Origin of the sequence: Pseudarthrobacter sulfonivorans, assembly GCF_024391045.1 — a bacterium.
GTDB lineage: Bacteria > Actinomycetota > Actinomycetes > Actinomycetales > Micrococcaceae > Arthrobacter > Arthrobacter sulfonivorans_B.
Genome location: NZ_JANFCZ010000020.1, coordinates 15,140 through 40,830, shown reverse-complemented (window position 1 = coordinate 40,830; position 25,691 = coordinate 15,140). Strand labels below are relative to the sequence as shown.

At 66.1% G+C, this 25,691-nt stretch carries 25 protein-coding genes; 3 read left to right on the top strand and 22 right to left on the bottom strand.

Annotation, left to right across the window (positions count from 1 at the left end):
• Window positions 1–52 precede the first annotated feature (52 nt).
• Window positions 53–2,110: an ATP-dependent DNA helicase gene (locus NQJ30_RS13550; RefSeq protein WP_255770463.1), complete on the bottom strand. Its 2,058-nt coding sequence runs from the start codon at window positions 2,108–2,110 to the stop codon at window positions 53–55.
• Window positions 2,103–3,668, bottom strand: coding sequence for a GTPase HflX (gene hflX / locus NQJ30_RS13545; RefSeq protein ID WP_255770461.1), 1,566 nt, complete (start codon window positions 3,666–3,668; stop codon window positions 2,103–2,105). The genes NQJ30_RS13550 and hflX overlap by 8 nt, the downstream gene beginning before the upstream one ends.
• Before the next feature lie 459 nt (window positions 3,669–4,127).
• Here hflX and NQJ30_RS13540 point away from each other — a divergent pair, with 459 nt between their 5' ends.
• Window positions 4,128–4,742, top strand: coding sequence for a class I SAM-dependent methyltransferase (locus tag NQJ30_RS13540; RefSeq protein ID WP_255770460.1), 615 nt, complete (start codon window positions 4,128–4,130; stop codon window positions 4,740–4,742).
• On the opposite strand, the gene dapF is transcribed toward NQJ30_RS13540, so the two are convergent.
• The 6 genes from dapF to NQJ30_RS13510 all read right to left on the bottom strand — a co-directional run bounded on the left by dapF (window position 4,723) and on the right by NQJ30_RS13510 (window position 10,660).
• Complete coding sequence (gene dapF, locus NQJ30_RS13535; protein WP_255770459.1) at window positions 4,723–5,667, bottom strand: diaminopimelate epimerase; 945 nt, start codon at window positions 5,665–5,667, stop codon at window positions 4,723–4,725. The genes NQJ30_RS13540 and dapF overlap by 20 nt on opposite strands.
• A 148-nt stretch (window positions 5,668–5,815) precedes the next feature.
• The gene (miaA, locus tag NQJ30_RS13530) at window positions 5,816–6,712 is read right to left on the bottom strand and encodes a tRNA (adenosine(37)-N6)-dimethylallyltransferase MiaA (protein ID WP_255770458.1); all 897 of its coding nucleotides are present in this window, start codon (window positions 6,710–6,712) and stop codon (window positions 5,816–5,818) included.
• Window positions 6,713–6,715: 3 nt separating this feature from the next.
• Window positions 6,716–8,176, bottom strand: a complete 1,461-nt coding sequence (miaB, locus tag NQJ30_RS13525; protein ID WP_374113270.1) for a tRNA (N6-isopentenyl adenosine(37)-C2)-methylthiotransferase MiaB — start codon at window positions 8,174–8,176, stop codon at window positions 6,716–6,718.
• A gap of 195 nt (window positions 8,177–8,371) precedes the next feature.
• The gene (locus tag NQJ30_RS13520; RefSeq protein ID WP_374113269.1) at window positions 8,372–8,878 is read right to left on the bottom strand and encodes a regulatory protein RecX; all 507 of its coding nucleotides are present in this window, start codon (window positions 8,876–8,878) and stop codon (window positions 8,372–8,374) included.
• 237 nt (window positions 8,879–9,115) lie between these two features.
• Entirely contained in the window at window positions 9,116–10,171 is a 1,056-nt protein-coding gene (gene recA / locus NQJ30_RS13515) for a recombinase RecA (RefSeq protein ID WP_255770455.1), read from the bottom strand.
• Between the two features lie 267 nt (window positions 10,172–10,438).
• Window positions 10,439–10,660: a DUF3046 domain-containing protein gene (locus NQJ30_RS13510; RefSeq protein WP_374113266.1), complete on the bottom strand. Its 222-nt coding sequence runs from the start codon at window positions 10,658–10,660 to the stop codon at window positions 10,439–10,441.
• 41 nt (window positions 10,661–10,701) lie between these two features.
• Between NQJ30_RS13510 and NQJ30_RS13505 the strand changes: the two genes are divergently transcribed.
• Window positions 10,702–11,280 (top strand): MarR family winged helix-turn-helix transcriptional regulator, encoded by a 579-nt coding sequence (locus tag NQJ30_RS13505; protein ID WP_255770453.1) that lies wholly within the window; start codon window positions 10,702–10,704, stop codon window positions 11,278–11,280.
• 90 nt (window positions 11,281–11,370) lie between these two features.
• Here the strand turns inward: NQJ30_RS13505 and NQJ30_RS13500 are convergent, their stop codons facing one another.
• The 8 genes from NQJ30_RS13500 to NQJ30_RS13465 all read right to left on the bottom strand — a co-directional run bounded on the left by NQJ30_RS13500 (window position 11,371) and on the right by NQJ30_RS13465 (window position 20,150).
• On the bottom strand, window positions 11,371–11,823 hold the full coding sequence (locus NQJ30_RS13500; RefSeq protein WP_255770452.1) for a helix-turn-helix domain-containing protein: 453 nt from the start codon (window positions 11,821–11,823) through the stop codon (window positions 11,371–11,373).
• Window positions 11,824–11,988: 165 nt separating this feature from the next.
• Window positions 11,989–12,468, bottom strand: coding sequence for a CinA family protein (locus NQJ30_RS13495; RefSeq protein WP_255770451.1), 480 nt, complete (start codon window positions 12,466–12,468; stop codon window positions 11,989–11,991).
• 8 nt (window positions 12,469–12,476) lie between these two features.
• Window positions 12,477–13,112, bottom strand: a complete 636-nt coding sequence (pgsA, locus tag NQJ30_RS13490) for a CDP-diacylglycerol--glycerol-3-phosphate 3-phosphatidyltransferase (RefSeq protein ID WP_255770450.1) — start codon at window positions 13,110–13,112, stop codon at window positions 12,477–12,479.
• A 23-nt stretch (window positions 13,113–13,135) separates the two neighbouring features.
• Complete coding sequence (locus NQJ30_RS13485; RefSeq protein WP_255770449.1) at window positions 13,136–16,057, bottom strand: FtsK/SpoIIIE family DNA translocase; 2,922 nt, start codon at window positions 16,055–16,057, stop codon at window positions 13,136–13,138.
• A gap of 174 nt (window positions 16,058–16,231) precedes the next feature.
• On the bottom strand, window positions 16,232–17,923 hold the full coding sequence (locus NQJ30_RS13480; protein ID WP_255770448.1) for a ribonuclease J: 1,692 nt from the start codon (window positions 17,921–17,923) through the stop codon (window positions 16,232–16,234).
• Window positions 17,924–17,963: 40 nt separating this feature from the next.
• On the bottom strand, window positions 17,964–18,872 hold the full coding sequence (dapA, locus tag NQJ30_RS13475) for a 4-hydroxy-tetrahydrodipicolinate synthase (protein WP_255770447.1): 909 nt from the start codon (window positions 18,870–18,872) through the stop codon (window positions 17,964–17,966).
• Window positions 18,873–18,958: 86 nt separating this feature from the next.
• Window positions 18,959–19,705 (bottom strand): carbon-nitrogen hydrolase family protein, encoded by a 747-nt coding sequence (locus NQJ30_RS13470; RefSeq protein ID WP_255770446.1) that lies wholly within the window; start codon window positions 19,703–19,705, stop codon window positions 18,959–18,961.
• Window positions 19,706–19,709: 4 nt separating this feature from the next.
• On the bottom strand, window positions 19,710–20,150 hold the full coding sequence (locus NQJ30_RS13465) for a hypothetical protein (protein ID WP_255770445.1): 441 nt from the start codon (window positions 20,148–20,150) through the stop codon (window positions 19,710–19,712).
• Between the two features lie 153 nt (window positions 20,151–20,303).
• On the opposite strand from NQJ30_RS13465, the gene NQJ30_RS13460 reads away from it, so the two are divergent.
• A complete protein-coding gene (locus NQJ30_RS13460) occupies window positions 20,304–21,539 on the top strand; it encodes a heparan-alpha-glucosaminide N-acetyltransferase domain-containing protein (RefSeq protein WP_255770443.1) in 1,236 nt (411 codons plus the stop codon).
• Here the strand turns inward: NQJ30_RS13460 and NQJ30_RS13455 are convergent.
• From NQJ30_RS13455 to NQJ30_RS13430, 6 genes are all read right to left on the bottom strand, one after another.
• Window positions 21,536–22,018 carry a hypothetical protein gene (locus NQJ30_RS13455; RefSeq protein ID WP_255770442.1) on the bottom strand — a complete coding sequence of 161 codons (483 nt, stop codon included), beginning with the start codon at window positions 22,016–22,018 and terminating at the stop codon, window positions 21,536–21,538. The genes NQJ30_RS13460 and NQJ30_RS13455 overlap by 4 nt on opposite strands.
• 3 nt (window positions 22,019–22,021) lie before the next feature.
• The gene (gene dapB, locus NQJ30_RS13450) at window positions 22,022–22,792 is read right to left on the bottom strand and encodes a 4-hydroxy-tetrahydrodipicolinate reductase (RefSeq protein WP_255770441.1); all 771 of its coding nucleotides are present in this window, start codon (window positions 22,790–22,792) and stop codon (window positions 22,022–22,024) included.
• A gap of 126 nt (window positions 22,793–22,918) precedes the next feature.
• Window positions 22,919–23,380, bottom strand: a complete 462-nt coding sequence (locus NQJ30_RS13445; protein ID WP_255770440.1) for a molybdenum cofactor biosynthesis protein MoaE — start codon at window positions 23,378–23,380, stop codon at window positions 22,919–22,921.
• A complete protein-coding gene (locus NQJ30_RS13440; RefSeq protein WP_255770516.1) occupies window positions 23,370–23,825 on the bottom strand; it encodes a MogA/MoaB family molybdenum cofactor biosynthesis protein in 456 nt (151 codons plus the stop codon). The genes NQJ30_RS13445 and NQJ30_RS13440 overlap by 11 nt, the downstream gene beginning before the upstream one ends.
• A gap of 125 nt (window positions 23,826–23,950) precedes the next feature.
• Window positions 23,951–24,442 (bottom strand): cyclic pyranopterin monophosphate synthase MoaC, encoded by a 492-nt coding sequence (gene moaC, locus NQJ30_RS13435; RefSeq protein ID WP_255770439.1) that lies wholly within the window; start codon window positions 24,440–24,442, stop codon window positions 23,951–23,953.
• A complete protein-coding gene (locus tag NQJ30_RS13430; protein ID WP_374113268.1) occupies window positions 24,430–25,674 on the bottom strand; it encodes a molybdopterin molybdotransferase MoeA in 1,245 nt (414 codons plus the stop codon). The genes moaC and NQJ30_RS13430 overlap by 13 nt, the downstream gene beginning before the upstream one ends.
• Window positions 25,675–25,691 lie beyond the last annotated feature (17 nt).

The window sequence follows — 25,691 nt, the reverse complement described above, 5'->3', positions numbered from 1 at the left end:
GGTCCTCGCCGCGGGCTGGCAGCAGCTACGGCCAGACGCGCGCCGCGAAGCCTCAGGTGCTTTTCCCGGATAGCCTTTCGAGCGCCGCAAACGCCGTCTTCCGGTCCGTGGTGGGCCAGAACGGCGGCAGCGCTGCGCGCAGGAAACCGGCGTAGCGCTCGGTGGCAAGGCGTGAGTCGAGCACAGCCACCACTCCCTTGTCCCCCGTCGACCGGATCAGCCGGCCTGCCCCCTGGGCCAGGCGGATGGCTGCGTGCGTGGCAGAGACTGCCATGAAGCCGTTCCCGCCGGACTGCGCGACGGCGCGGGAGCGGGCCGTCATGAGCGGATCGTCGGGCCGCGGGAACGGAATGCGGTCGATCACCACCAGCCGGCATGATCCACCGGGAACGTCGACGCCCTGCCACAAGGACATGGTGCCGAACAGGCAGGTATCGGGTTCGTCAGCGAACTGCTTCACGAGCGCCGTCATGGTGGAGTCGCCCTGGCACAGAATGCTGAGTCCGAGCCGGAGGCGCATCGCATCGGCCGCCTCCTCCGCGGCACGGCGCGACGAAAAGAGGCACAACGCTCCGCCGCCGGAAGCACGGATCAGCGCCTCCAGCTCGTCGAGCGATTCCGGGGACGCTCCGCGCCCGGGCTTGGGCAGGTGGCCGGCAACATAGAGGATCCCCTGTTTGGGATAGTCGAACGGCGAGCCGACGTCGATCCCGGTCCAGCTGGGCGCACCCTCCCCTACCAGTCCCAGGCCGCCGGCAGCCGGTTCGAACGCTGCGCCGATGGCCAGGGTTGCCGAGGTCAGGACCACGGTGTGACCGGCGAACAGCCCCTCGCGCAACTTGCCGGCAACGCTGAGCGGCGCGATGTTGATCAACGCCGGAGCAGAGTCGTCGGGCTGCGAGTAGCCCTGCTGCGGGTCGAACGAACTGGCGCGGGAAAACCAGACGACTTCACGGTTCTCGCGGGCGACGATGAGGCGTTCACACAGTTCCAGGATCAGCATCAGCCGTGACCGCGCCAGCTGCCGCCCGCCGTCGGCCGTTTGGCTGCCGTCCCCCTTGGAATCTGACAGGGCTGCCCGGCACGCCTCCCGCAACTGATCCACGCAGTCCAGCTGTTCGTCATTGAGCCCGTTGGGCAGCAATCCGTTCGGGACCCCCACCAGCGCGAGTTCGAGGTTGGCGGCAGCGGCATTCAGGGCGTCAACTGTGATGGCGGTGTGCTTGCGGGCGCCCGCCGCCGCAGCGTGCACCATGGCCACCGACAACTGCCCGGACACGGCGCCCGTGACCCGGTCCTGCAGTTCGTGGGCCTCGTCCACCACCACAACGTCGTATTCAGGCAGCACAGCCAGGCCCTCAAACGCGCTGACGGCGAGCATGGCATGGTTGGTGACCACAACATCGGCTTCGGCCGCATCGTGGCGCGCCAGCTCGCTGAAGCATTCGGCCGCCATCGGGCACTTCTGGGCGCCCAGGCATTCCATCGACGTGACGGACACCTGCCGCCAGGCGCGGTCTGTTACGCCGGGAAGGAGCTCGTCGCGGTCCCCCGTGGCCGTCTTTTCAGCCCATTCCCGAAGGCGTACCACTTCCTTGCCCAGCTGCGACGACGGGCCACCCACGGCAGCGGCAAAGTGCGGCACGCTGGTGTCCTCGCCGAGGGAGAAGAGCTGGCCCTCGGCGGGTTCCTCGGAGGGGAACCCGCCCTCCAGCTTGTGCCGGCACACATAGTTGGAGCGGCCCTTGACGAGCGCCACCTTGACGGGACGGTCCAGTGCCGGCGTGATGGTTTTGAGCAGCCGGGGGAGGTCCCGGCCCACGATCTGGGTCTGCAGAGCAAGGGTTGCCGTGGATACCAGGGTGGGCTTGTCGCTGACCAGCGAATGCGCAATCAGCGGGATGAGGTACGCCAGTGACTTGCCGGTACCGGTGCCGGCCTGGACCAGGAGGTGATCGCCGGTTTCGATGGCCTTGGCCACCTGCCGGGCCATCTCGTGCTGGCCGGCCCGGCTTTGACCGCCCATTCCGGCCACGGCACGGTCGAGCAGTTCAATGACGAACTCCTCGCCGGCCGTGTCGGAGATCTCCCCTGCCACCAAATCAGTCATTGCTGACGAAGGATTCCAGTTCAGCCGCAAGGCCCTCGCGGACCATCACCACAGCCCGTGTACCCTGTTCCACATGATCGAGGCTGAGGATTTCGGCGTCGCTCTCGTGCAGCTTGCTGATCAGGTCACCGCGGTCGTACGGGATCAGCAGCTCCAGCTTGACGCCCGGCCGCGGAATCCCGTCACTGATGGCCTTAAGAAGCTCGGGGATCCCCTGACCGGTCCGGGCTGACACCACCACGTGCCGCGGCTCACGCTGTTTGAGGCGCTCCACCACGAACGGGTCGGCAGCATCGGCCTTGTTGAGGACGATGATCTCGGGCACGTTGCGGGCGTCAACCTCGCTGAAGACCTTGCGGACGGCGGCGATCTGGCCTTCGGGGTCGGGATGCGAAACATCCACCACGTGCAGGATCAGATCGGAGTCAGCCACTTCCTCCAACGTGGAGCGGAAGGCCTCCACCAGCTGGGTGGGCAGGGACCGGACAAAGCCCACGGTATCGGCCAGCGTGTACCCCAGGCCGTCAGCAGTCTCTGCTTTGCGGACCGTGGGATCAAGCGTGGCGAACAGGGCGTTCTCGACCAGCACGCCGGCGTCTGTGAGGCGGTTGAGCAGCGATGACTTTCCGGCGTTCGTGTACCCGGCGATTGCCACAGACGGCACCGAATTACGACGACGGTTGGCCCGCTTCGTTTCCCGGGCAGGCTTCATCGCGGCGATTTCCCGCCGCAGTTTGGCCATGCGCGTGCGGATCCGGCGGCGGTCCAGTTCGATCTTCGTCTCACCGGGTCCACGCGAACCCATACCGGCACCGGCGCCACCCACCTGGCCACCGGCCTGGCGGGACATCGATTCACCCCAGCCACGCAGGCGCGGCAGGAGGTACTCAAGCTGCGCCAACTCCACCTGGGCTTTGCCTTCACGGCTCTTGGCGTGCTGGGCAAAGATGTCCAGGATCAGGGCCGTGCGGTCAATGACCTTGACCTTGACGATGTCTTCAAGGCTGCGGCGCTGGGACGGCGCCAGTTCAGCATCGACCACCACGGTGTCAGCACCCGTGGCCATGACGATTTCCTTCAGCTCCTGGGCCTTGCCGGAGCCCAGGAATGTGCCGGGGTCAGGTTTGGCACGGCGCTGCACCAGTCCGTCCAGCACTTCCGAGCCCGCCGTCTCGGCGAGGGCTGCGAGCTCGCGGAGGGAGTTCTCTGCATCTGCGAGCGTGCCCTCGGACCAAAGACCTGCCAGCACCACCCTTTCGAGCCGCAGCTGCCGGTACTCGACTTCGGTGACGTCCTCGAGTTCCGTGGAGAGGCCTGCCACGCGCCGCAGGGCCCGGCGTTCGTCGAGGTCCTGCTGGTCGCCGTCGTAGCTTGTATGTTCGTTGTCCTGGCGGGAAATGGCCTGGGCCCTGCCAAACACGGCCTTCTCGCCGTCGGCAGCTTTGGCGTTCCTGGCCGGGACGTCCTTGGCGAGGATCCGGTCGATAACAGCCTGGATTTCCTCGGGACTCATGTCCTGGGCTGCTGGATCGGAACCGGTGTTGGGCTGGCTGGTCATGGTCTCCTTTGAAGATTCGGCATTCTCAGAATAGTGCCGTTCGTTGGAACGTGGTGAAGTATTCGCGCTGGGCTGACGGCTTGCAGTCATCCTGGCCTCCTGGCCTGCCCGCCGGCCGCTCAAAGCGGGGCGCGGCGGGTGGGTCGCATCAGAGCTGATGCGACGAGTGATGGAAAGGGCGCAGGCAATCTCAAGGGAGGGACCGTTCCGGGGGATGATCACTCGAGGCTCGCCCTGCGGCAGGACAGGTGTGGGAGACCTGCCTGTGGTGCACAGACGGAAGGAAGATACCTGCATCGCCGTGGGCGCGGGCTTCGGGACGGACAGCTGCGCAAGGCGCAGCGCCGGTCCGGCTACTCGAAGATCAAGAACATGGGTTCAAGATTAGCAGAACCGGATGCTTCAGTTTCGCGTGCTCCGTTTCGCATTGTTCACCGCCGCCAACTAATCTGGCCAGTTATGGAGTCCGCACACTATTTCAGCGCATCGCCCGCCGGTCCGTTCACCCGCAAGCCCCTGACGGTGGAGCTGGCCGGCGCAACGCGCACGCTGCAGACCTCGGCGGGGATTTTCAGCCCGGACGGCATCGACAAAGGAACGGCAGTCCTTCTGGCAGAAGTCCCGGCACCGTCCCCCACCGGCAACCTCCTGGACATCGGCTGCGGCTGGGGCCCCATTGCATTGACGCTTGCGCTGCGCGCCCCGCATGCCGCGGTGTATGCCGTGGATGTTAATGAGCGGTGCATCACCCTGACCAACGAAAACGCCGCCCTGCTGGGCCTGGGCAACGTGACGGCCAGCAGCCCGGACGCCGTGGACCCCGACCTTCGGTTCGACACCATCTGGTCCAACCCGCCCATCCGGATCGGCAAGGACGAACTGCACAGCCTGCTCAAGCTGTGGCTCCCCCGGCTGGCGCCCGGCGGCTCGGCTTGGCTGGTGGTCCAGAAAAATCTTGGCTCTGATTCGCTTCAGCGCTGGCTGGCCGCGGAACTGGACCGGTCCCTCACCGTCACCCGCGAAAGCACCGCCAAATCCTTCCGGATCCTGCGGGTCAGGAAAGCGTCCCAGTAGCCACGATCACCGCGGGACCGCTGAGTTCGACGTGCTCGTGGCCGGCAGCGCCAACAAAAAACTTGACGCCGACCACGCCGCCCGGCACGTTGACCAGCCAGGAGTCGGGCGCTTCAGCACCGGCCCAGTGCCGGATGGCTACCGCTGCGGCGCAGGCGCCGGTTCCGCAGGACTGGGTTTCGCCGACGCCGCGCTCATGGACCCGCATCGTTACGGTGCCGACGCCGTTGTGGACGAGCGGTTCGGCGGGCACAACGAATTCGACGTTGGTGCCGTGGGCTGGCACCGGATCAACAATCGGGGCGTCGTAGAGCCTGGTGGTTTCCAGCTCGGACAGTTCGGCTAATGCCACCACCGTGTGCGGGTTGCCCATGCTGACGGAGAGCGCCGGCCGGGGCACTTCCAGGCCGTCCGCGGTCACCAGGGAATCCATGGCCTTGGCTGTCGCTTCGCCAGGAAAAATGAACTCCCACGGCCCCATGTCCACGGCGTAGCTGTCGCCGGTCCGGACAACTGTCTTGGCGCCGCCGCGCGTACCGATGGTGAGTGATCCGCCGTCGGGCAGGTCAACCAAGCCTTCGGCCCGCAGGAAGTGGACGAAAACGCGGACACCGTTGCCGCACATTTCCGAGAGCGACCCGTCACCGTTCCGGTAGTCCATAAACCATTCCGCTTCCGGAACGGTTTGCAGCAGGTCACGGCCTTCGGACAGGAAGCGGGAGGGAACAGCCCTGATCAGGCCGTCCCCGCCGATGCCGCGGTGCCGGTCGCACAGGGCGGCAACCTGGCCGGCGTCGATGGTGTGGACCCCGTCCGGATCGGCGATGAGCACAAAGTCGTTGCCCGTGCCGTGGCCCTTGGAGAAGCGGAGGCCGCCCAGCGAACGGTAGGCGGGCTCGGTGGTCTCTGCGGGGGTTGCGTCCATGCTCCTAGGTTACCGGCCGAGCTTTGAACGGCTAAAACGGCCGACGGCGGCGGCTGCTGTGTGCGGGCTTGTTGCCTTGAGTGCCGCGTCCTTTGTCAGCCGCGCAGTGCAGTTATCACCCGCGTCGCTTTGTCAGCCGCGTCGCTTGTCAGCCACTCTGTGCCGCGGCCTGGGCCACCAGATCCGGTGCCTGCCAGTCCAGCCAGGTGATGCGGGGGTCTGCCCGGAACCAGGTGAGTTGGCGCCGGGCAAACTGACGGGTGGCGACGATGGTGTCCTCGGTTGCCTCCGCGACGGTTGAGACGCCGTCGAGCACTTTAAGGAATTGGGCATAGCCCAGGGCACGGGGCGCGGTCTTGCCGGTGCGCAGTCCTGCCGCATCCAGCCGGCGCACTTCCGCCAGCAGGCCCTGTTCCACCATTTTGTGGACGCGCAGGCCCAGCCGTTCCCGGAGAGCCGCGCGGTCCACGGCCAGGCCGATGTGCACTGCCGGCTGGAAATACTCCCGCTGGGGCATGAACGAACTGAACGGCCTGCCAGTGAGCTGGTGCACCTCCAGTGCCCTGATGATGCGCCGGGCATCACTGACCCGGCCGGCGGAGACGGGATCCACTTCCCGGAGCCGGGCGAGGAGAGCTTCCGGTCCGGATTGCTCAAGCTCGGCTTCCAGGCTGCGGCGCACCAGGGGGTCGGTCCCCGGAAACTCCAGAACATCCAGTGCTGCCCGCACGTAGAGGCCTGACCCCCCAGCCAGGATTGCGCGTTTGCCGCGGGCGTGGATGCCCGCGATGACCTCCCTGGCCTGCTGCTGGAAGTCGGAAACACTGGCTTCCTCGGTGACGTCCAGGGTGTCCAGGAGGTGGTGGGGCACGCCGCGCCGTTCGGCCAGGGTGATCTTGGCGGTACCAATGTCCATGCCCCGATAGAACTGCATGGCATCGCCGTTGATCACCTCACCATCCAGCTCGAGCGCAAGGCTCACCGCAAGATCGGACTTACCCGAGCCGGTGGGACCAACGACGGCGATTACGGGCGGGGTGCCCACGGATCAGGAAGTGCGCACGGGCAGCGAGGGCATCCCGAGCGAAACGCCCTTGCGACCGTCGCCGGTGCCCGGTACGGGAGCGCCGCAGGACTCAGCCTGCGACCTGTCCCAGGCATCCCCGGCACGGGAACGACGCAGGCTGTAGTCCTGCAGTGCCGGGTCCGCGACGAGGTGGAAGGCGGCGGCCTCGGTGATGCTGACAGTGACAAGGTCTCCGGGACGTGGTGACTCGGCGCCCTCCGGAACCGAGAAGTGCACCAGCCGCTGGTCCTGGGTCCGGCCGGAGAGCCGGTGGGTCTCATCCGCCTTTCGCCCTGACTGGGCCGTGACCATGACCTCCACCCGGCGTCCGAGCTGCTTGGCGTTCTCTTCGGCGGCAATGCGGTCCTGCAGCGCGGTCAGTCGCTCGAAGCGTTCCTGGACCACGGCCTTGGGCAGCTGGTCCGCCAGGTCGGCCGCGGGAGTGCCCGGACGCTTCGAGTACTGGAACGTGAAGGCCGTGGCGAAGCGCGATTTCTCCACCACATCGAGGGTGGCCTGGAAGTCCTCCTCCGTTTCACCGGGGAAACCCACGATGATATCGGTGGAGATGGCAGCGTGCGGGATCTTTTCCCGGACCTTGTCCAGGATGCCTAGGAACTTGGTGGACCGGTAGGAACGCTTCATGTCTTTCAGGACCTTGTCCGATCCGGACTGCAGGGGCATGTGCAGCTGCGGCATGACGTTGGGGGTCTCGGCCATGGCGTCAATGACGTCGTCCGTGAAGGCTGCGGGGTGGGGGCTGGTGAACCTGACCCTTTCCAGGCCCTGGATGTCGCCACATGCCCGCAGCAGTTTTGAAAAGGCCTGCCTGTCGCCGAATTCCACCCCGTAGGAGTTGACGTTCTGCCCGAGCAGGGTCACTTCGATGGCGCCATCGTCCACGAGTGCCTGGATTTCAGCCAGGATGTCGCCGGGGCGCCGGTCCTTCTCCTTGCCGCGCAGCGCCGGAACGATGCAGAACGTGCAGGTGTTGTTGCAGCCGACCGAGATGGACACCCAGCCCGAGTAGACCGAGTCCCGCTTGGTGGGCAGCGTGGAGGGGAAGACATCCAGGGATTCGAGGATCTCCAACTGGGCTTCGTTGTTGTGTCGGGCCCGGTCCAGCAACGCCGGCAGCGCACCGACGTTGTGGGTGCCGAAGACGGCATCCACCCAGGGAGCCTTCTTGAGGATGGTTTCGCGGTCCTTCTGGGCCAGGCAACCACCCACGGCGATCTGCATCCCCGGATTGGCCGCCTTCACCGGCGCCAGCATCCCCAGGTTGCCGTAGAGCTTGTTGTCCGCGTTCTCCCGCACCGCGCAGGTGTTGAACACCACCACGTCGGCCTGCTCGCCCTGGGACGGCACGTAGCCGGCGTCCTCAAGCATGCCGGCCATCCGCTCCGAATCATGGACGTTCATCTGGCAACCAAAAGTACGCACCTGATAGGTGCGCGGCTGCGGTTCGCCGGAAGCTTGGGTGACGCCAGAAGCTTTGGGGACGCCAGAAGCTTTGGGGACGCCTGTAGCCTGCGGTGCGCCTGTGGCTGCGGAAGGGACGGTGCCGGATGCGGGGGAAGGAATGGTCAAACTCACCCGTTAAGGGTACCGGCTCAGCGGAGCCACCGTCCCGGCAGCCTAGGGCTCGGGGTCGTAGGCGTCATGGCGGGACCCGTGACCGGCTGCCCCATCGCCCAGGCGGGCGTCGATGACCTCACCCACCACCCGGAACGCCTGGGCGGGCTGGTAGCCCTTCCTCGCGAGCATCGAGGCAAGGCGCCGGGTGGTCTTGTCCCGGTCTGCCCTGTCGGAGAGTTCGGTGCCGGGGCGGAGCTTCCGTTCCACCAGCAGGCGGGCGGCCGCCTCCTCATCCGCATCGGAGAGTTGCTCCAGCGCGGCCGCGGTGGTGTCCGCGTCGATGCCCCTGTCTGCCAGCTCGCGGCGGAGCGCCCCCTTCGCCAGTTTCCGCGACTGCGAGCGGCTGCGTACCCACATGTCGGCGAAGTCGGCGTCGTCAATCAGCCGGACCTCCTGGAAACGATCCAGTACGGCCTCGGCCACGTCCTCCGGGATGTTCCGTTCCGCTAGCTTGCGGGCAAGCTGTTGCCGGCTTTTTGCCGAACTGGTCAACTGCCGCAGGACGATGGCCCGTGCTACGGACGCCGGGTCAGGCTCGGGGTCCGCAGCGACGGACGAGTCCGGATCGGGTCCGTCCGGGGCCGACGTGGTGTGCCATCCACTGCTGCCCCGCCGGCCGGCGCCCGTACGTCTCCCGGTACCCGTGCGCCGCGCTGTGCCTGCCGCGGGGTCCCGCTCATCCATCAGTCTGCGGCGTCTTCGAAAGCACGGTCCTAAAACTCTTCAACCCTGGAACCCGTCACCCTAAAAGCCGTCGACGGCCTTCAGCTTGGGCGAATCCTTGGACTCGTCCGCGGCGGGCTTGACTCCCACGCCCAGCTTCTCCTTGATGAGGCGCTCAAGTTCAGCGGCCAGTTCGGGGTTGTCGCGCAGGAACCGGCGGGAGTTTTCCATGCCCTGGCCAAGCTGGTCGCCGTCATAGGTGAACCATGAGCCGGACTTCTTGATGATGCCGTGCTCAACGCCCATGTCGATGATGCCGCCCTCACGGGAAATTCCCTGGCCGTAGATAATGTCGAACTCGGCGATCTTGAAGGGCGGCGCCATTTTGTTCTTGACGATCTTGGCTTTGGTGCGGTTACCGACGGAGTCGGCGCCTTCCTTCAGGGTCTGGATCCGGCGGACGTCGATGCGGATGGAGGCGTAGAACTTCAGGGCCTTACCACCGGTGGTGGTCTCCGGGGAGCCGAAGAAGACGCCGATCTTTTCACGGAGCTGGTTGATGAAGATGGCGGTGGTCTTGGTCTGGCTCAGGCGGCCTGTGATCTTACGCAGCGCCTGGCTCATCAGGCGCGCCTGCAGGCCGACGTGGCTGTCCCCCATATCGCCCTCAATTTCCGCTCGCGGCACCAGGGCGGCTACGGAGTCGATGACGATGACATCCAGCGAGCCGGATCCGATCAGCATGTCCATGATTTCCAGGGCCTGCTCACCGGTGTCGGGCTGGGAGACCAGGAGGGCGTCCGTGTCGACACCGAGCTTGGCGGCGTATTCCGGGTCCAGGGCGTGCTCGGCGTCGATGAACGCGGCGATGCCGCCCTGACGCTGGGCGTTTGCGACCGCATGCAGGGCCACGGTGGTTTTACCCGAGGATTCCGGGCCGTAGATCTCTACGACGCGGCCACGGGGCAGGCCGCCGATTCCCAGTGCCACGTCCAGGGCGATGGAACCGGTGGGGATGACCTCGATGGGGGCACGGACTTCGTCCCCCAGGCGCATGACCGATCCTTTGCCGAACTGCTTGTCGATCTGGGCCAGCGCTGCTTCCAGCGCTTTTTCACGATCCGGGGCTGCCGCCATGGTTCACACCTCTAATGCTTTCTCGCTTTGGAGTGGCCTCAGCGGCCTTTATTGGTCATCTCTGACGCTAATGGCACCCTCCGACATTCAGGCCGGGCGACATCGCGTATGTGGATAACCCACTACAAAAAGCATAGCTTTACCCGAACAGATATTCGAACAGATCCCGCGGCGTGTCAGCCGGAAGGAAGCACGCGCATCGTTTAGCAGGTCAGTCGCGGGGGTTCAGACGCAAGCGCTCAGTCGCGGGGGTTCAGACGCAAGCGCTCAGTCCCGGGGCTTGACGTCACGGCCCAAGCGCCGCTCGGGCGGAACGTCCTGCACGTCGCACATGGCGAGCCAGACGTTCCTGGGGCTCACGCCGGACCGGAGGGCTTCATCTGCAGTGCGTCCCCCCACGCCGGCCAAAACCAGGGTGCTGCTCAGGACCCTGGAGTAGCCGGCGCCAAATTCGTCGTCCATTAGCCGCCAATAGTCACTGATCCGCACCAATAGAGTCTCTCATGATCCCGGACCCTAGAATTGTTGCCATGAGCAACCCAGCCGATGGCCCCCCAGCAGGAGCACCTGCTGATGCAGTCGCTCCCGACACAGTTTCGGGCGGGGACACCCTCGACGAAACGCTCAACACGGTGGAACATCAGATCAGCCTTTTTTGGCGCCGTTCGCGTTCAATCTCCCAGCAGCTCTCGCGTCAGGTCCATCCGGACATGGAGCCGTCCGCCTACGGCCTGTTGGCGGTTATCCGGCGTGAAGGCCCCATCCGTTTGACCGATCTGGCCCAGAACATTGGCGTGGGCAAGCCGTCGGTCAGCCGCCAAATCGCCTTCCTGGAAGGCATCGGGCTGGTCTCCAAGGAGGCGGACCCGCTGGACGGGCGTGCGCAGTCGATCCGCCTCACCGAAAAGGGTGAGGAAAGGATGCATCAGGTCCAGGACGCACGCCGCCAGGACTTCCGGGAGCGTTTGGGGGAATGGCCGGTGGAGGAACTGCAGACGCTGGCCGACTACATGGCAAAGCTCAACGCGGTCTTCGACCTGGACGTCCTCGGCAAAGAGCCGGGCGCCCGTGGCGGTGGACCGTACCGGACGGGCACCACCGCCACGTAGCCGAGCACCAGCACGTGGCAGCGCACAGCAAAGCCTCCGGCCGCTGGCCGGAGGCTTTGCTGGTGTTGTGCAGGGCCCCTGCGGGCCGGCTTAGCGTGCGCCGGAGAGGAGGCCTGTGGTGAGTTCGTTCGTGAGTTCAGCGTTGAGGTCCCGGTCAAGATCGCGGCCATAGCGCTGTGAGAATTCCTGGGGGACGGTGTCCGGAACTGCAACGCCTTCGGCGACGGCTACACGGTCGCTGACTTCACGGAGCATGATGGACAACGGGACGTCCAGGGCGGAGCAGATCGACGACAGGAGCTCGGATGAGGCTTCCTTCTGGCCCCGCTCCACTTCGCTGAGGTAGCCCAGCGATACGCGGGCACTGTGCGACACTTCGCGGAGCGTACGCCCCTGGCGCTGGCGGACATCGCGCAGGACATCACCGATTTCGTGGCGAAGTACAACCATTTTGCGCTCCTTCTGTTCGCTCTTAGCCTGATCGGCGAGGCCCACATCCTTCCAGCGGACAACGCCGTTTACGGATACGGGCTGCTTTACCATCTGTATCGCATTGCTCCTTCATATGTCCGGTTCACCGTGGAAAACCGGAGTTGGTATTTATCCTAGGCGCCTCGGCTCTTCCAAAGCGACACAATGTAATAACTAATAGGTCCGGGGATTTGTTCCCGGCAACTTTACTCCCGGTAGCTTGCAAGGTGGAGGCCATCAGGTAGACAGGACACTCAGCAGCTTTTCCAGTGCTGCACCGCATGCCTGCCCGCGGATATCGGCGCGGTTGCCGGTGAAGCTGTACTGGTAACCGAAGGCTCCTTCGGCTGTTGCAATGCCGATGAAGACAGTGCCCACAGCCTTGCCGTCGTGTTCTTCGGGGCCGGCCACCCCTGTGGTGGCGACCCCAATGTCGGCGCGCAGCGCGGACCGCACACCCGTGGCCATGGCCGCAGCGACGTCGCCGTCCACCGAGCCGACCGCGGCCAGCAGTTCGGCGGAAACACCCAGGACCTCAACTTTCACGGAGTTCTGGTATGCCACCACCCCGCCTTGCAGCATGCCCGAGGCGCCGGCAGTATCGGCCAGGACGGCGGTGACCATCCCGGCAGTAAGTGACTCCGCAGCCGCGACAGTCCGCCCCGCCTCCAAAGCACTCCTGACTGCCTGCTCCGCCAGATGATGAAGATTTGTCACGTCAGCTCCTAGGTACCGGGCGTTGTGTTGCGGGACCGCTTTCCCTGCGCCCGCAGACGCAGGGCTTCCACCACATAGTCGACGCCGGTCCACACTGTGATGAGTACTGCCACCATCATGACACCGAAGGCCACCCACACCAGCCAGGGAGCCAGCGCGCCCAGCGGCAGCAGGTAAAGGAAGATCGCGGCAGTCTGTACCACGGTCTTGAGTTTGCCGCCGCGCGATGCCGGAATAACGCCGTAGCGGATGACCCAGAAGCGAAGTGCCGTAATCCCCCACTCCCGAACAAGGATCACTATGGTGACCCACCACGGCAGCTGACCGAGGACGCACAACATAACGAGCGCAGAGCCGATCAGGAGCTTATCGGCGATGGGATCGGCGATTTTGCCGAAATTGGTGACGAGCCCGCGGCTCCTGGCGATGTCGCCGTCGAGCTTGTCCGTGTAGATGGCGACGGAGAACGCCAGCACCGCCGCCCAGCGCCACGGACCGGACTCGCTGCGCAGCCCGGGAGCGTCAAGGACGAGGAACCAAACGAAGAACGGCACGAGTGCGATCCGCAGCATGGTGAGGATGTTGGGTAGATTCCAGATCCCTGAGCTGCTGGAGCCGGCGGCAGTTGCTTCGGTGCTAGTCACCCTCCTAGGCTACATTCTTTGGGCTACCGCCCGGTGAGTGACCAGGCGTCCTCGGAGCCGTCCTCGTCGTCACCGCCGCCGTCGGCGCCGTCGAAGTATTCAGCGTTCTGGCTCCGCTGGTCCAGGTCCGCCTGGACCAGGTCTTCCGCGTAGCCGCCCTGGCTGATGTTGGCGTTGGCGTTGTCACTGAGCGCCGCGGTGTGGGCATCCGCAACAGCCGGTGCATCCTGACCGTTCATGGCTGCCAGTACGGCGGCGAGATCGTCAGGTTTGACGAGGACGTCGCGTGCCTTGGATCCTTCGGAGGGGCCAACCACTCCCCTGGACTCCAGCAGGTCCATCAGCCGGCCGGCCTTAGCGAAACCGACACGGAGCTTGCGCTGCAGCATCGAGGTGGAACCGAACTGGGTGGTGACCACGAGTTCGGTGGCCTGCAGCAGTACATCGAGATCGTCCCCGATGTCGTCGTCGACCTGCTTCTTTTGCGCCTCGGGCGCTACGTCATCGCGGTAGACGGCCTTGAGCTGTCCCTTGACGTGTTCCACCACCTTGTGGATTTCCGACTCGGTGACCCAGGCTCCCTGCACACGCATGGCCTTGGAAGCACCCATCGGCAGGAACAGCGCGTCACCCTGGCCGATGAGCTTCTCCGCACCGGGCTGGTCGAGCACCACCCGGGAGTCGGTGACCGAGGAGGTGGCAAACGCCATGCGGGAGGGCACGTTGGCCTTGATCAGGCCGGTCACGACGTCCACGGACGGCCGCTGGGTGGCCAGGACCAGGTGGATGCCGGCGGCACGTGCCAGCTGGGTGATCCGGACAATCGAGTCTTCCACGTCGCGGGGTGCCACCATCATGAGGTCGGCGAGCTCATCCACGATCACCAGCAGGTACGGGTAGGGCCGGATGACCCGTTTGGATCCTTCGGGCGGGATGACTTTGCCGGCCCGGACCGCCTTGTTGAAGTCGTCAATGTGCTTGAACCCGTAGTTGGCGAGGTCGTCGTAGCGGGCGTCCATTTCCCGGACCACCCACTGCAGGGCCTCGGCCGCCTTCTTCGGGTTGGTAATGATGGGCGTGATGAGGTGCGGGACCCCCTCGTAGGCCGTCAGCTCCACGCGTTTGGGGTCCACCATAACCATGCGTACCTCATCGGGGGTGGCCCGCATCAGGATGGAGGTGATCATGGAGTTCACGAAGGACGATTTACCCGCGCCGGTGGCTCCCGCGACGAGCAGGTGGGGCATCTTGGCCAGGTTGGCCACGACGTATCCGCCCTCGACGTCCTTTCCGACGCCCATGACCATGGGGTGTTCGGTCCGCCGTGCGTTCTGGCTCCTGAGGACATCGCCGAGTGAGACGGTTTCACGGTCGGTGTTGGGGATCTCGATGCCGATGGCGGACTTACCCGGAATCGGGCTGAGGATCCGGACGTCGCTGGAGGCGACCGCGTAGGAAATGTTCTTGGACAGGGCGGTGACCCGCTCCACTTTGGTTCCCGACGCCAGTTCGATCTCGTATCGGGTCACGGTGGGCCCGCGGCTGAAGCCGGTCACCGTGGCGTCTACGTTGAACTGCTGGAGTGTGTCGGTGAGTGCGGCGACGACGGCGTCGTTGGCCTCCGTGCGTTCCTTGGGGATGGAGCCCGGGGTCAGGACGTCGGAGGACGGCAGGGTGTAGGTGACGTCACCGGCGAGTGAAAGCTGCTCAGTCCGCTGCGGGATGGGCGTGGGCAACGGCGCGGGGGCGACGGGGTTGGCCGGCACCTGCGGGCTGACGGCGGGAGCGTTGAGCGAGCCGGCGGCCACCATACCAGGGGTGACCAGCGGAATGGCCTCGGTGGCGTTCTCCGCCGGGCTGTGTCCGGCGCCGCCGAGGCCTTGGGCGGCCTTGATCTTTTCGACGGCGATCTCCGCCTGGGTGGGGCGCCGCACTCCGGGCGCAGGACGGGGTCCCCGGCCTGCTTTTTCGGCTTCGGCGTCCTCGTCATCGATGACCGCGTGCTCGAAGGCCTCGTCCCCGACATAGCCTTCCAGACGGGCGTCGGAGTCTTCATCCTTGCCGAAGAAGCGCCGCTTCTTTTTGTTCTTCGGTGCGGCTGCTGCGCGCGTTTCCTCCAGGTAGCTGCGGTCGTGGCGGTCCCCGGCGTCGCCCGGTTCGTGCAGGTCGATGCCCATCAGGTGTTCGTAGGCGGCGCGGAGCCGGCGCGGAATGGCCCCGAAGGGTGTGGCGGTGATGATCAGCAGGGAGATGAAGGCCAAGACGCCGTAAAGCACCACAGGCACGGCGGGGTGGATGGCGGCAAGCGGGGTCGCCGCCAGGAAACCGAGCATGCCGCCTGCCTGGCGGAGGCCGTCGAAGCCTTCGGCGACGGTGGGTTGTCCGCCCAGCACGTGCGCGAGCCCGCAGCCCGCGAAGGTCATGATGAGGAAGCCGATCCCCACCCGGTTGTTTCCGCGGCCGTCGTCGGGCTGCCGGAACAGCCGGAACGCACAAGCAAAGAGCATCAGTGGCAACACCAGCGACATCCAGCCGAAGGTGCCGTTGACCACACTGTAGACGGCGTCGGGAAACCAGCCAGTCATCCCCCACCAGGCGAAGGTTGCTATGAAGACACCCAGCGCCAGGTTGAACAGGGCGGCGCCGTCGCGGCGCTCCTCGGCAGGCAGGTCGCTGACGTCGGAGCCGATCCTGCGGACTCCCCCGCCGACCAGGTGCCCTACGCCGAGCCACGCGCCACCCACCACCCGAAGGAGCCAGGACTGCCGCTGTTCGACGGCGGGAACCTGGCGGGTGCGTGCAGTGCCGGCGGAAGTTCCCGTCCGGCTGCCGGCGCCGCTCCTGGAGCTGCCTGCGCCTGCGCCGCGGCCCGCGGAGCTGCCGGATTTGGCGGTGTTGCTGCCGCGGGCGGTGCCTTTGGGCGCGGGGGTAGTACGAGTGGCCATACGTGCCACGGTACCGGAACTGGTCCGGTTTTCCGCGGATTTCCGGCGGATCCGGGGCTTCCATGTTGCCTCCCTGCGCCCTCAAACCGGTGTCCGGGAACAGCGAAAGGCCCGGTTCCGAAGAACCGGGCCTTTCGGGCTCCCGCAGGGGCAGCAGTGTCACCGATGGGCGGGTTACGCCTCGAGGACCACGGGGATGATCATGGGCTTGCGGCGCAGCTTGCGGTTGACCCAGGTGCCCACCACACGCCGTACTACCTGCTGGAGCTGGTGCGTGGTGTGATCCGTGCGGTTGAGCACGGCTTCTTCCAGTGCGGCGTTGATCTTGGGGATGATTTCGTCAAAGACGGAATCGTCCTCGGCCACACCGCGGGCGTGGATCTCCGGTCCCGAGACCACCTTGCCGGTGGCGCGGTGAATGACCGTGATGATGGAGATGAAACCCTCATCGCCGAGGGTCTGGCGGTCCTTGAGGTCAGCTTCCGTGACCTCGCCGACGCTGGAGCCGTCCACGTAGACAAAGCCCACTTCGACCTGGCCCACTACGTCGGCCCGGTGATCCTTGAGGTCGATGACGGTGCCGTTGTCCGCCAGGATGACACTGGCCGTGGGAACGCCGGACTCGATGGCGATCTTGCCGTTGGCGATCAGGTGCCGGGTCTCGCCGTGCACGGGCATGGCATTGAGCGGCTCAAGGATGTTGTAGCAGTACAGCAGTTCGCCGGCGGCTGCGTGTCCCGAAACGTGGACCTTCGCGTTGCCCTTGTGGATGACGTCCGCGCCGAGTTTGAGCAGGCCGTTGATAATCCGGAACACGGCGTTCTCGTTGCCGGGGATCAGGCTGGAAGCCAGGATCACGGTGTCGCCGTCGCCCACTACAACGCGGTGGTCGCCGTTGGCCATGCGGGACAGGGCAGCCATCGGTTCGCCCTGCGATCCGGTGGACATCAGCACCACACGGTTGTCCGGGAGGTTGTCGATGTTCTTGATGTCCACCAGGAGGCCGTCGGGCACGTCGAGGTAGCCGAGCTTTGCCGCGATGGCCATGTTGCGGACCATGGAGCGGCCCACGAAGGCCACCTTGCGGTTGTGCTTGGCCGCGGCGTCCAGCACCTGCTGGACGCGGTGCACGTGCGAGGAGAAGGAGGCCACAATGATGCGCTTGGTGGCCTGGCCGAAGAGCCGCTCCAGAGTGGGGCCGATTTCCTTTTCGGCAGTGGTGAACCCGGGCACGTCCGCGTTGGTGGAATCGGACATAAAGAGGTCGACGCCCTCTTCGCCGAGTTTGGCGAAGTGACGGAGGTCGGTGATGCGGCCGTCCAGGGGCAGCTGGTCCATCTTGAAGTCACCCGTGTGCAGCACGGTGCCGCCGGCAGTGCGGAGGAACACTGCAAGTGCGTCCGGGATGGAGTGGTTGACGGCGACGAATTCGCACTCAAACGGGCCGAATTTCTCGATCTGGCCTTCTTCAACCGTGAGAGTGTAGGGACGGATCCGGTGCTCCTGCAGCTTGGCCTCGATCAGGGCAAGCGTCAGTTGCGAGCCCACCAGGGGGATGTCCGCGCGGAGCCGCAGGAGGTAGGGAACGGCACCGATGTGGTCCTCGTGGCCGTGGGTCAGGATAACGGCCACGACGTCGTCCAGCCGGTCCTCGATGTAGGAGAAATCAGGCAGGATCAGGTCAACGCCGGGCTGGGTTTCCTCCGGGAAGAGGACACCGCAGTCGACGATCAGCAGCTTCCCGTCGATCTCGAACACGGCCATGTTCCGGCCGATTTCCCCCAGCCCGCCAAGCGGAACAATGCGGAGGGTGCCGTTCGGCAGGCGCGGCGGCGTGACAAGGCCGGGAAGGGCGGTTTGGGTCATAGTGCACTACTTTCCAGGCGGAAGGGTGCCGGTCTTAGCCTCAGGAAAAGACCAGCCCCGCTTCCGCCAAGTCCTCGCGGATGGTTTCGATCTCGGCTTCGTCCGGCTCCACGAGGGGCAAACGGACAATCGAGTTGGGCAGGACTCCCTGCCATTTAAGAATTTGTTTGGCTGCAACGGCTCCCTGGACGCGGGTCATCGTGGCCCGAACGATTGGGAGCAGCCCAAAGTTGATCTTGCGTGCGGTCTCCAGATCGTTCGCGTTGACGGCGTCGATCAGCTCGCGGAAGCGGCGCGTGGCCACGTGGGTTGTCACGCCCACCAGCCCGACGGCGCCCAGGGACATCCAGGGCAGGATCAGGCCGTCATCGCCTGAGTAGAAGTCCAGGTCCGTCTCTGCCATCACGCGGCTGGCGGCCATGAAATCGGCTTTTGCATCCTTGACCGCGACGATGTTCGGGTGCTGCGCCAGGCGAATCATGGTCTCGGGCTCGATGGGAATGGAGGAGCGGCCCGGAATGTCATAGAGCATGACGGGCACGTCGGTGGAGGACGCGACGGTTTCGAAGTGTGCGCGGACGCCGGCCTGGCTGGGCTTGTTGTAGTAGGGCGTGACAAGCAGCAGGCCATCGACGCCGAGCGCGGCCGCCTGCTGGGAAAGGTGTACCGAGTGTGCGGTGTCATTGGTTCCGGTGCCGGCAATGATGGCGGCGCGGTCCCCCACGGCCTCCTTGACGGCTCGGAACATGCCAAGGTTTTCTTCGTCGGACAGGGTGGACGTTTCTCCGGTGGTCCCGGTGACCACGAGGCCGTCGCAGCCCTCATCAACGAGCTTGGTGGCCAGTTCCGCCGCCTGCCGGTAGTCCACGGCGCCGTCCTTGGTGAAGGGCGTGACCATGGCGGTGAGGAGCGTACCAAGGGCAGGGATGGTGACGGAATTGTGAGGCATGGAAAAAACGTTACCCTGTCAGCCGCCGGTTAGGACAATGCCGGCGGGGTGATAAGCGTCAAACATACTCCCCCGAGGCCACCTGATTAACGGAATTTCCGTACGGCGTTCCGCTGCAGAACGGCCGTGACCACCTCTGTGCCGGTACCGGCGGCATTCTTCATCTGGAAGCCGTCCGGTCCCCAGAAGCCGCTCAGCCCGCAGGAAGGTCCCGCCGGCGTGGCTCCGCCGAGGTTTGCGAGGACGCCGAACATCCGGTTATCCATGGCCCTGGCCGCCAGGTGCAGGCCAAGCCGCCGCGCCTCCTCCATCGTGTAGCGGCCCGGCACGGCAAAGGCATCGGCGCCGGCGGGCGCCGCCGCTGCGGAACGGGCCGGAACAGCAGCATCGGTGCCCATGGCCAGTTCGACCAGCCAGCCATCCACTTCGAGGAGCAGGGCACGTTGGCCGGCCCTGAAGAGGGCCTCCTCCGGTCCGTGAAGGTGGGTCTTGAAACTGAATGCGGTGGTGCCGTCCGGGTGGGTGGCAACGCATGCCAGCCGGGGAGTGCCGTTTGGCTCCCGATAGGCCGCCCCTGAAACGGCTGTGATCCCGGTCCTGCGGCAAATTTCGTGAAGGTCCTCCAGCCGGGGATCGTCCGGTTGCAACCAGGCTTCCTCAGCGGACAGCAGAGCGAGATCGTATCCGGTCAACGACATCTCCGGGAAGATCACCAGCCGGGCGCCGTGGGAGTCGGCGTCTTCGATCAGCCGGACGTGTTCCTCGACATTCGGGATGATCCCGCCAGCCAGGGCCTGGTACTGGACGGCGGATACTGTCAGGGCCTCGGTCACATCCTTATCCTAGGCAGCCACCTTGCTCCTGCGCACCAGGCAACCTTTCCTCCTGCACCTCACCGGGCCGGCAATACCTCTGAACTGCAGCCTCCCGTAATCCTTCAGCCCAGGCCGCCAGCCGTTGGGCGGAACGGACATAGTGGAACAGCTCCGTGGGTGTCAGCGCGTCCAGATCCGTCTCGGCCAACCGGCGCGCCAGTTCGGCTCCCGGTGGCTGCGCGGTCAGGGTGATGCCCTCCTGCTGCCATTGGATGTCCTCCGCGGACCGTCCTGCCACGAGCTGGCGGAAGAGGAAATCAACCACCCCGGGGCTCATGGCCCTCATCAATCCTGCCGACTGTCCTGCCGGCTGTGCCGTGGTGCCGACCCCGGGCGGTGGCCGCAGCGGGCCACCATCGGCTGAAGGTTCCGGAAACCGCTGCGGCTCGAATGGAGTGTGCATAACGCTCATGTTATTCGAACATATATTCGAATACAAGTGCGGGCCGGGCAGTTACCCTGCCAGCGTCCTACTACCCTGCCAGCGTCCTACCGGCAGCGAGGGTTGGCGACATGTTGACTGGGGACCGGCCGTACCGGTGTGAGAACATGCCTCATGACGTCCCGAGCCACGGCAAGTCCCTCGCGGGCCACTCGATCAGCTTCCCCTGCCAGCCGGCTCCGCGGTATTGATGCCGCGAGGGGACTGGCGCTCCTGGGCATGATGGCCACCCACCTGCTGCCCACGTTCGAGCCCAACGCGGAGCTGACACCCACGTGGATCGGCCTGACGTTCTCGGGCCGCGCAGCGGCCCTGTTCGCCGTACTGGCGGGCGTCGGACTGGCACTTTCAACCGGGAGACGGGTACCGCTGGAAGGAGCCGCCCTGAACGCTGCCCGCCGCGGAGTGGCCCTGCGCGCACTGGTAATTGCCGCCGTCGGACTTTCCTTGGGCGGGCTGGAAGTCAACGTCGCGATCATCCTGGTCCACTATGCCGTGCTGTTTCTGTGCGTCCTGCCGTTCCTGGGACTGAAATTAAAGGCGCTGTGCGCCTGGGCCGCGGGCTGGATCCTGTTCTCGCCGGTGCTGGCCTATCTGCTCCGCCCTTGGCTGATGGCGGCGGACCCGCCGCTCCATCTGGGACACAACCCGTCCTGGGAAGACCTCTCGACGCCTTTCCCCCTGCTGGGTGAGCTGTTCCTGACCGGCTACTACCCGGCCTTTCAATGGTTGGCCTACCTGCTGGTTGGCCTGGCCATCGGCCGGCTGCCCCTCACCGCAGCGCTGGTCCCGGTCCTGCTGCTGACCGGAGGCACAGCGGTGGCCGCTCTGGCCAAGGCCCTGGGGACGGCCGCCATGGAAAACTGGGGCGGCCGCGCAGCACTGGAGCAGGTGCTGAACGCCCCGGGATACCCACTCGACAGCGTGCTCCAGGTCAATCTCACCGGGATCCGGCAGGAAGGATCGTGGTGGTGGCTGGCCTCCGCTGCACCGCATTCGGCCACACCCCTGGACCTCGCGCACACCTCAGGGGTGGCCGCGGCGGTGGTGGGCGCCTGCCTCCTCCTCGGCAAGCTGGCGGACTGGCTGGACCTGGACCTGCTGCTGCCATTGCGCGGTGCGGGCGCCATGACGCTGACGCTCTACTCGGCGCACGTCTGGGTGGTGTCGGGCTTCTACCTGAAGCCCCTGCCCGTCGGCTGGACGGAAGACGGAATGTACTTTGCGCACGCCGCTGTAGCCATCGTCGCCGGCATGGTATTTGTCCTGTTGAAATGGCGCGGACCGCTGGAGTTGGCTGGCCACGCGGCCAACCAACTCGGCCGCACCGGACGGATCGGCGGACCCTAACTGGCGGGAACGTTCCCCTGGAAGAGCCGGCCGGCGTCACGCATGGAAGCACGTGCGCGTTTGCGGTCCCCCGCGGCATCGTACGCGCAGCTCAGGCGGAACCAGGACCGCCAGTCCTCGGGCGCGGCTTCGGCCTCGGCCTTGTACTTTTCGAATTCCTGGTCGGCTGCCGCCCGGATGATCCGGCCGGCGGGCGTGCGCGGCAGGTCGTCCACAGGCAGCCCGCCTTCGGCTTCCAGGATCCTGGCCATCTTTTCAGTTCGCGCTCCAAACATGAGCTCCCGAATGAGCGCCCAGGCACCGACGATGGGCAGTACCAGGTACGCGGCGCCGATCGCTTTGGCGGCAAGGTTGTTGTCCGTGAGCAGCAGGATGGAACGCTGGAAGGAAACCACCAGGTAGAAGACCAGGAGGAGCGTCACGGCACCCACCCAGATCTTGGTGCGGTTCTTCCGGAACGCAGCGAGGAACGGACCCACGGCCTAGATCCCCAGGTCCAGGTAGCCGTCCAGGCCCACGGTCAGTCCGGGGTTCGCCGCGACGTTGCGGACACCCAACAGCACACCGGGCATAAACGAGGCGCGGTCAAAGGAATCGTGGCGGAAGGTCAGCTGCTCCCCCGGTCCGCCCAGCAGGACTTCCTGGTGCGCCACGAGTCCACGCAGCCTGACGCTGTGGACGCGCACTCCGTCCACGTCGCAGCCACGGGCCCCCGGCTGTTCACTGGTCGTTGCGTCAGGGCTGGCGGGCACGTTTGCCGCGGCCCGTTCGGCAGCGATGAGCTGGGCGGTCCGGACGGCGGTTCCGGAAGGTGCATCCACCTTGTCCGGGTGGTGCAGCTCGATGACCTCCACGGATTCAAAGTACTTGGAGGCCTTGGCGGCGAAGGCTGAGGCGAGCACCGAACCGAGGGCAAAGTTGGGAGCGATCAGCACACCGGTTCCGGGGTACTCCGCGAGCAGGGCTCCGAGGGCGGCGAGCCGGGTGCCATCCCACCCGGTGGTTCCCACCACGGCGTGCATGCCGTGCTCGACGGCGTACCGTACGTTAGCTTCCGTGCTCTCGGGAACGGTGAGGTCCACCACGACCTCGGCTCCGGCGGCGGCCAGCTGATCCAGCGAATCGCCCCGTCCCAGGGCGGCTACGAGGGTCATATCGGCTGCGGCTTCAACGGCTTTGACGGCTTCGGCGCCCATGCGCCCGTTGGCGCCCAGGACAGCCACACGGCTGGGAGCGGGGTGTTGTTCGGTCATGCCTTTAACCCTACCGTCGGGCAGGGTGCGGTACGGAACCGGCGGGCGTGCGTTACCTCGCATGCGGGTCGGCGGCGAAAGGCAACACGTGAATGCCTAGGCGGCGGCCGGCCGGTCAGGCTGGAGTCAGCTGCCGGCGCCCACCCACTCGACGGTGCCGTCGGTGAAGAACTGTTCCTTCCAGATGGGAACCTGTTCCTTGATCCGGTCCACCAACTCGGAACACACGGCAAAGGCCTCGCCCCGGTGGGCGGCAGAGACAGCGCAAACCAGTGCGGGATCCCCGATGTCCAGCAGGCCGATGCGGTGGGCAGCCCAGATCCGGACCGGCTGCTCGCCGGACGAACCTTGGGAATGTTCTGCGACCAGGGCCGCGACGACGTCCGCCATCATCTGGTGCGCAGTGGGGTGCGCACTGTAGCTGAGGCGCTCCACCGGCTTGCCGCCGTCGTGATTCCTGACCACCCCGCTGAAGCTGACAACTGCGCCTGCAGTGTCCGATTCGACGGCGGCGATGGCCTGTTCCACGGAGATCGCTTCCGCACTCAAGACCGCGTGGACCACTTCGAAAACTGATTCAGTGCCCATTACGGCCCTCCAACTGGTCGCACAGGTGCCCGATCAATGGGTCCAGGACGGACAGCCCGTCCATGACGCCCTTGGGCGAACCGGGCAGGTTGATGATAAACGTCCGGCCGGCCGCTCCGGCGTACCCCCGACTCAGCGCGGCGAGCGGGGTTTTCGCCGCTCCGGCGCGCCGAATGGCTTCCATGATCCCTGGGATTTCGCGATCCAGCAGGGGCTGCGTCACGTCAGGGGTCCGGTCGTCCGGGCTGAGGCCGGTCCCGCCGCTGGTGATGACGACGGCGGGGTGCTGGGTGAGGAGCGCCCGGATGGCTGCGCCCACGGACTCACCGTCCGGCACCACCATTGGGGGGTAGGCCTGGAACCCGTGCTCCGTGAGCCAGTCGGTGATCACGGGGCCGGTCTCGTCCTCGTAGATGCCGGCCGCGGCCCGGGTGGAGGCAATCACAACTCCGGCTTTCCGGCCCTGGACCTCGCCGTGTGTGTGGTTGTCGTGCGCGTGCGCTTCGGGGGCCTGCGGCTCAGCGGCGTGCGGCACGTGAGTGTGCGGCTCGCTCAAGAAAGTGTCCTCGCTCACAGTGTCCAGTCCCCGCTCTTGCCGCCACTTTTAGCCAGCACTTTGATGTCGGTCAGTACGGCGTGCTTGTCGACGGCCTTGACCATGTCATACACGCTGAGGGCTGCCACGGACGCCGCCGTGAGCGCCTCCATCTCCACTCCGGTGACACCGCGGGTCTTAACCGTGGCAAGGATGTCCACCGATTCCGTCCCCAGTTCAAAGTCGACGGTGACTTTGGACAGCGGCAGCGGATGGCACAGCGGAATGAGCTCCGGTGTCTTCTTGGCCGCCATGATCCCGGCGACGCGCGCCACCGCCAGGGCGTCGCCCTTGGGCAGTCCGCCGGAGCCGAGCAGGCCCAGCACTTCGCGGGTGGTGCGGACGGTGGCCGTGGCGGTGGCTTCCCGGGTGGTTTCGGCCTTGTTTGATACGTCCACCATCTGGGCGCTGCCGTCGTGGCGCAGGTGGGTCAGCGCCGGCGTTTGTTCTGGATTCACAGCATCCATACTTCCACCTCGTCGCCCTCCGCGAGCGCCGAGACTCCAGCCGGGACATGAACAAGCGCGTTGGAGCCGGCGAGCGCATGCATGAGGTGGGAGCTTTCGCCCCCTTCCAGGCGGACGGTGCCGTCAGCCTGGAAGCTTCCGCGCCGGACCTGGTGTTTGTGTTGCGGGGAGGTGAGGCCATGGGCCAGGCGTGCGCGGAGGCTGGTCCGGGGGGCGGGTGAGCCAAACATTTCGGACAGCACCGGCCGGAGGAACATCTCGAAGGACACCAGGCAGCTCACCGGGTTGCCTGGAAATCCCAGGAAAGGCACGCCGTCGAATTCGCCGATCCCCTGCGGCCCCCCGGGCTGCATGGCCAGGTGCACAAACTCGGCTGCTTGTCCGTCCATCGCCTGCCGGACCACTTCGTAGGCTCCCTTGCTGACCCCTCCGGTGGTGACAATCAGGTCCACGGATCCGGCGTGGCTGCGCAGCAGCGCTTGAAGTTCTTCGGGCCGGTCCGAGGCGATGGCGGTGCGCACCACCGTCAGGCCAGCCTGCCGGAGAGCGCTTTCGAGGAGGGTTCCGTTGGAGTCGTAGATCTTCCCGGCCGGCAACGGCGTGCCCGGCTCCACCACTTCGTCCCCTGTGGTGGCCAGGAGAACGGTCACCGTCCGGTGCACCGTCACCTCTCTGATGCCCAGGGCGGCCAGAAGCCCCAGCTGCGCCGGCCCGAGGAACGTGCGGGCAGCCAGCGCCTGCTCCCCCGCTGCAAGGTCGCTTCCTGCGGCGCGCACGAAGGTGCCCGCCGCCGTCGCCGGCAGCCACACGGTGCTTGCAACCCCGGGGGCGGGAAAACTGTCCGGGATGGCACGTTCCACGGGCACGACGGCGTCGGCACCGTCAGGGATCATGGCGCCGGTCATGATCGGGGCAGCGCACCCGCGCTCCAGGGGCGCGGGCGTGGCACCTGCCGGAACCGGATCCACGACCCTGAGCTCCGCACCGTCGTCGGGCAGGTCTGAACTGTTGACGGCGAAGCCGTCCATTTGCGAGTTCGCGAACGGCGGCAGGCTGAGGGGCGCCGCAATATCGTGGGCCAGGCCCCTCCCCAGTGCGTCCCGCAGCGCCAGCGTTTCCGTCTTGCCGCCGGTCAGCAGGGGCGCAAGCAGTTCGGCGACTGCGGCGCGGTGGCGGGCAACGGACCGCGACTGGTGCGGGGCGGCGCCGTGCTGATGCGGAGGGCTGTGCATGGTCCTGCCTTCGGTAG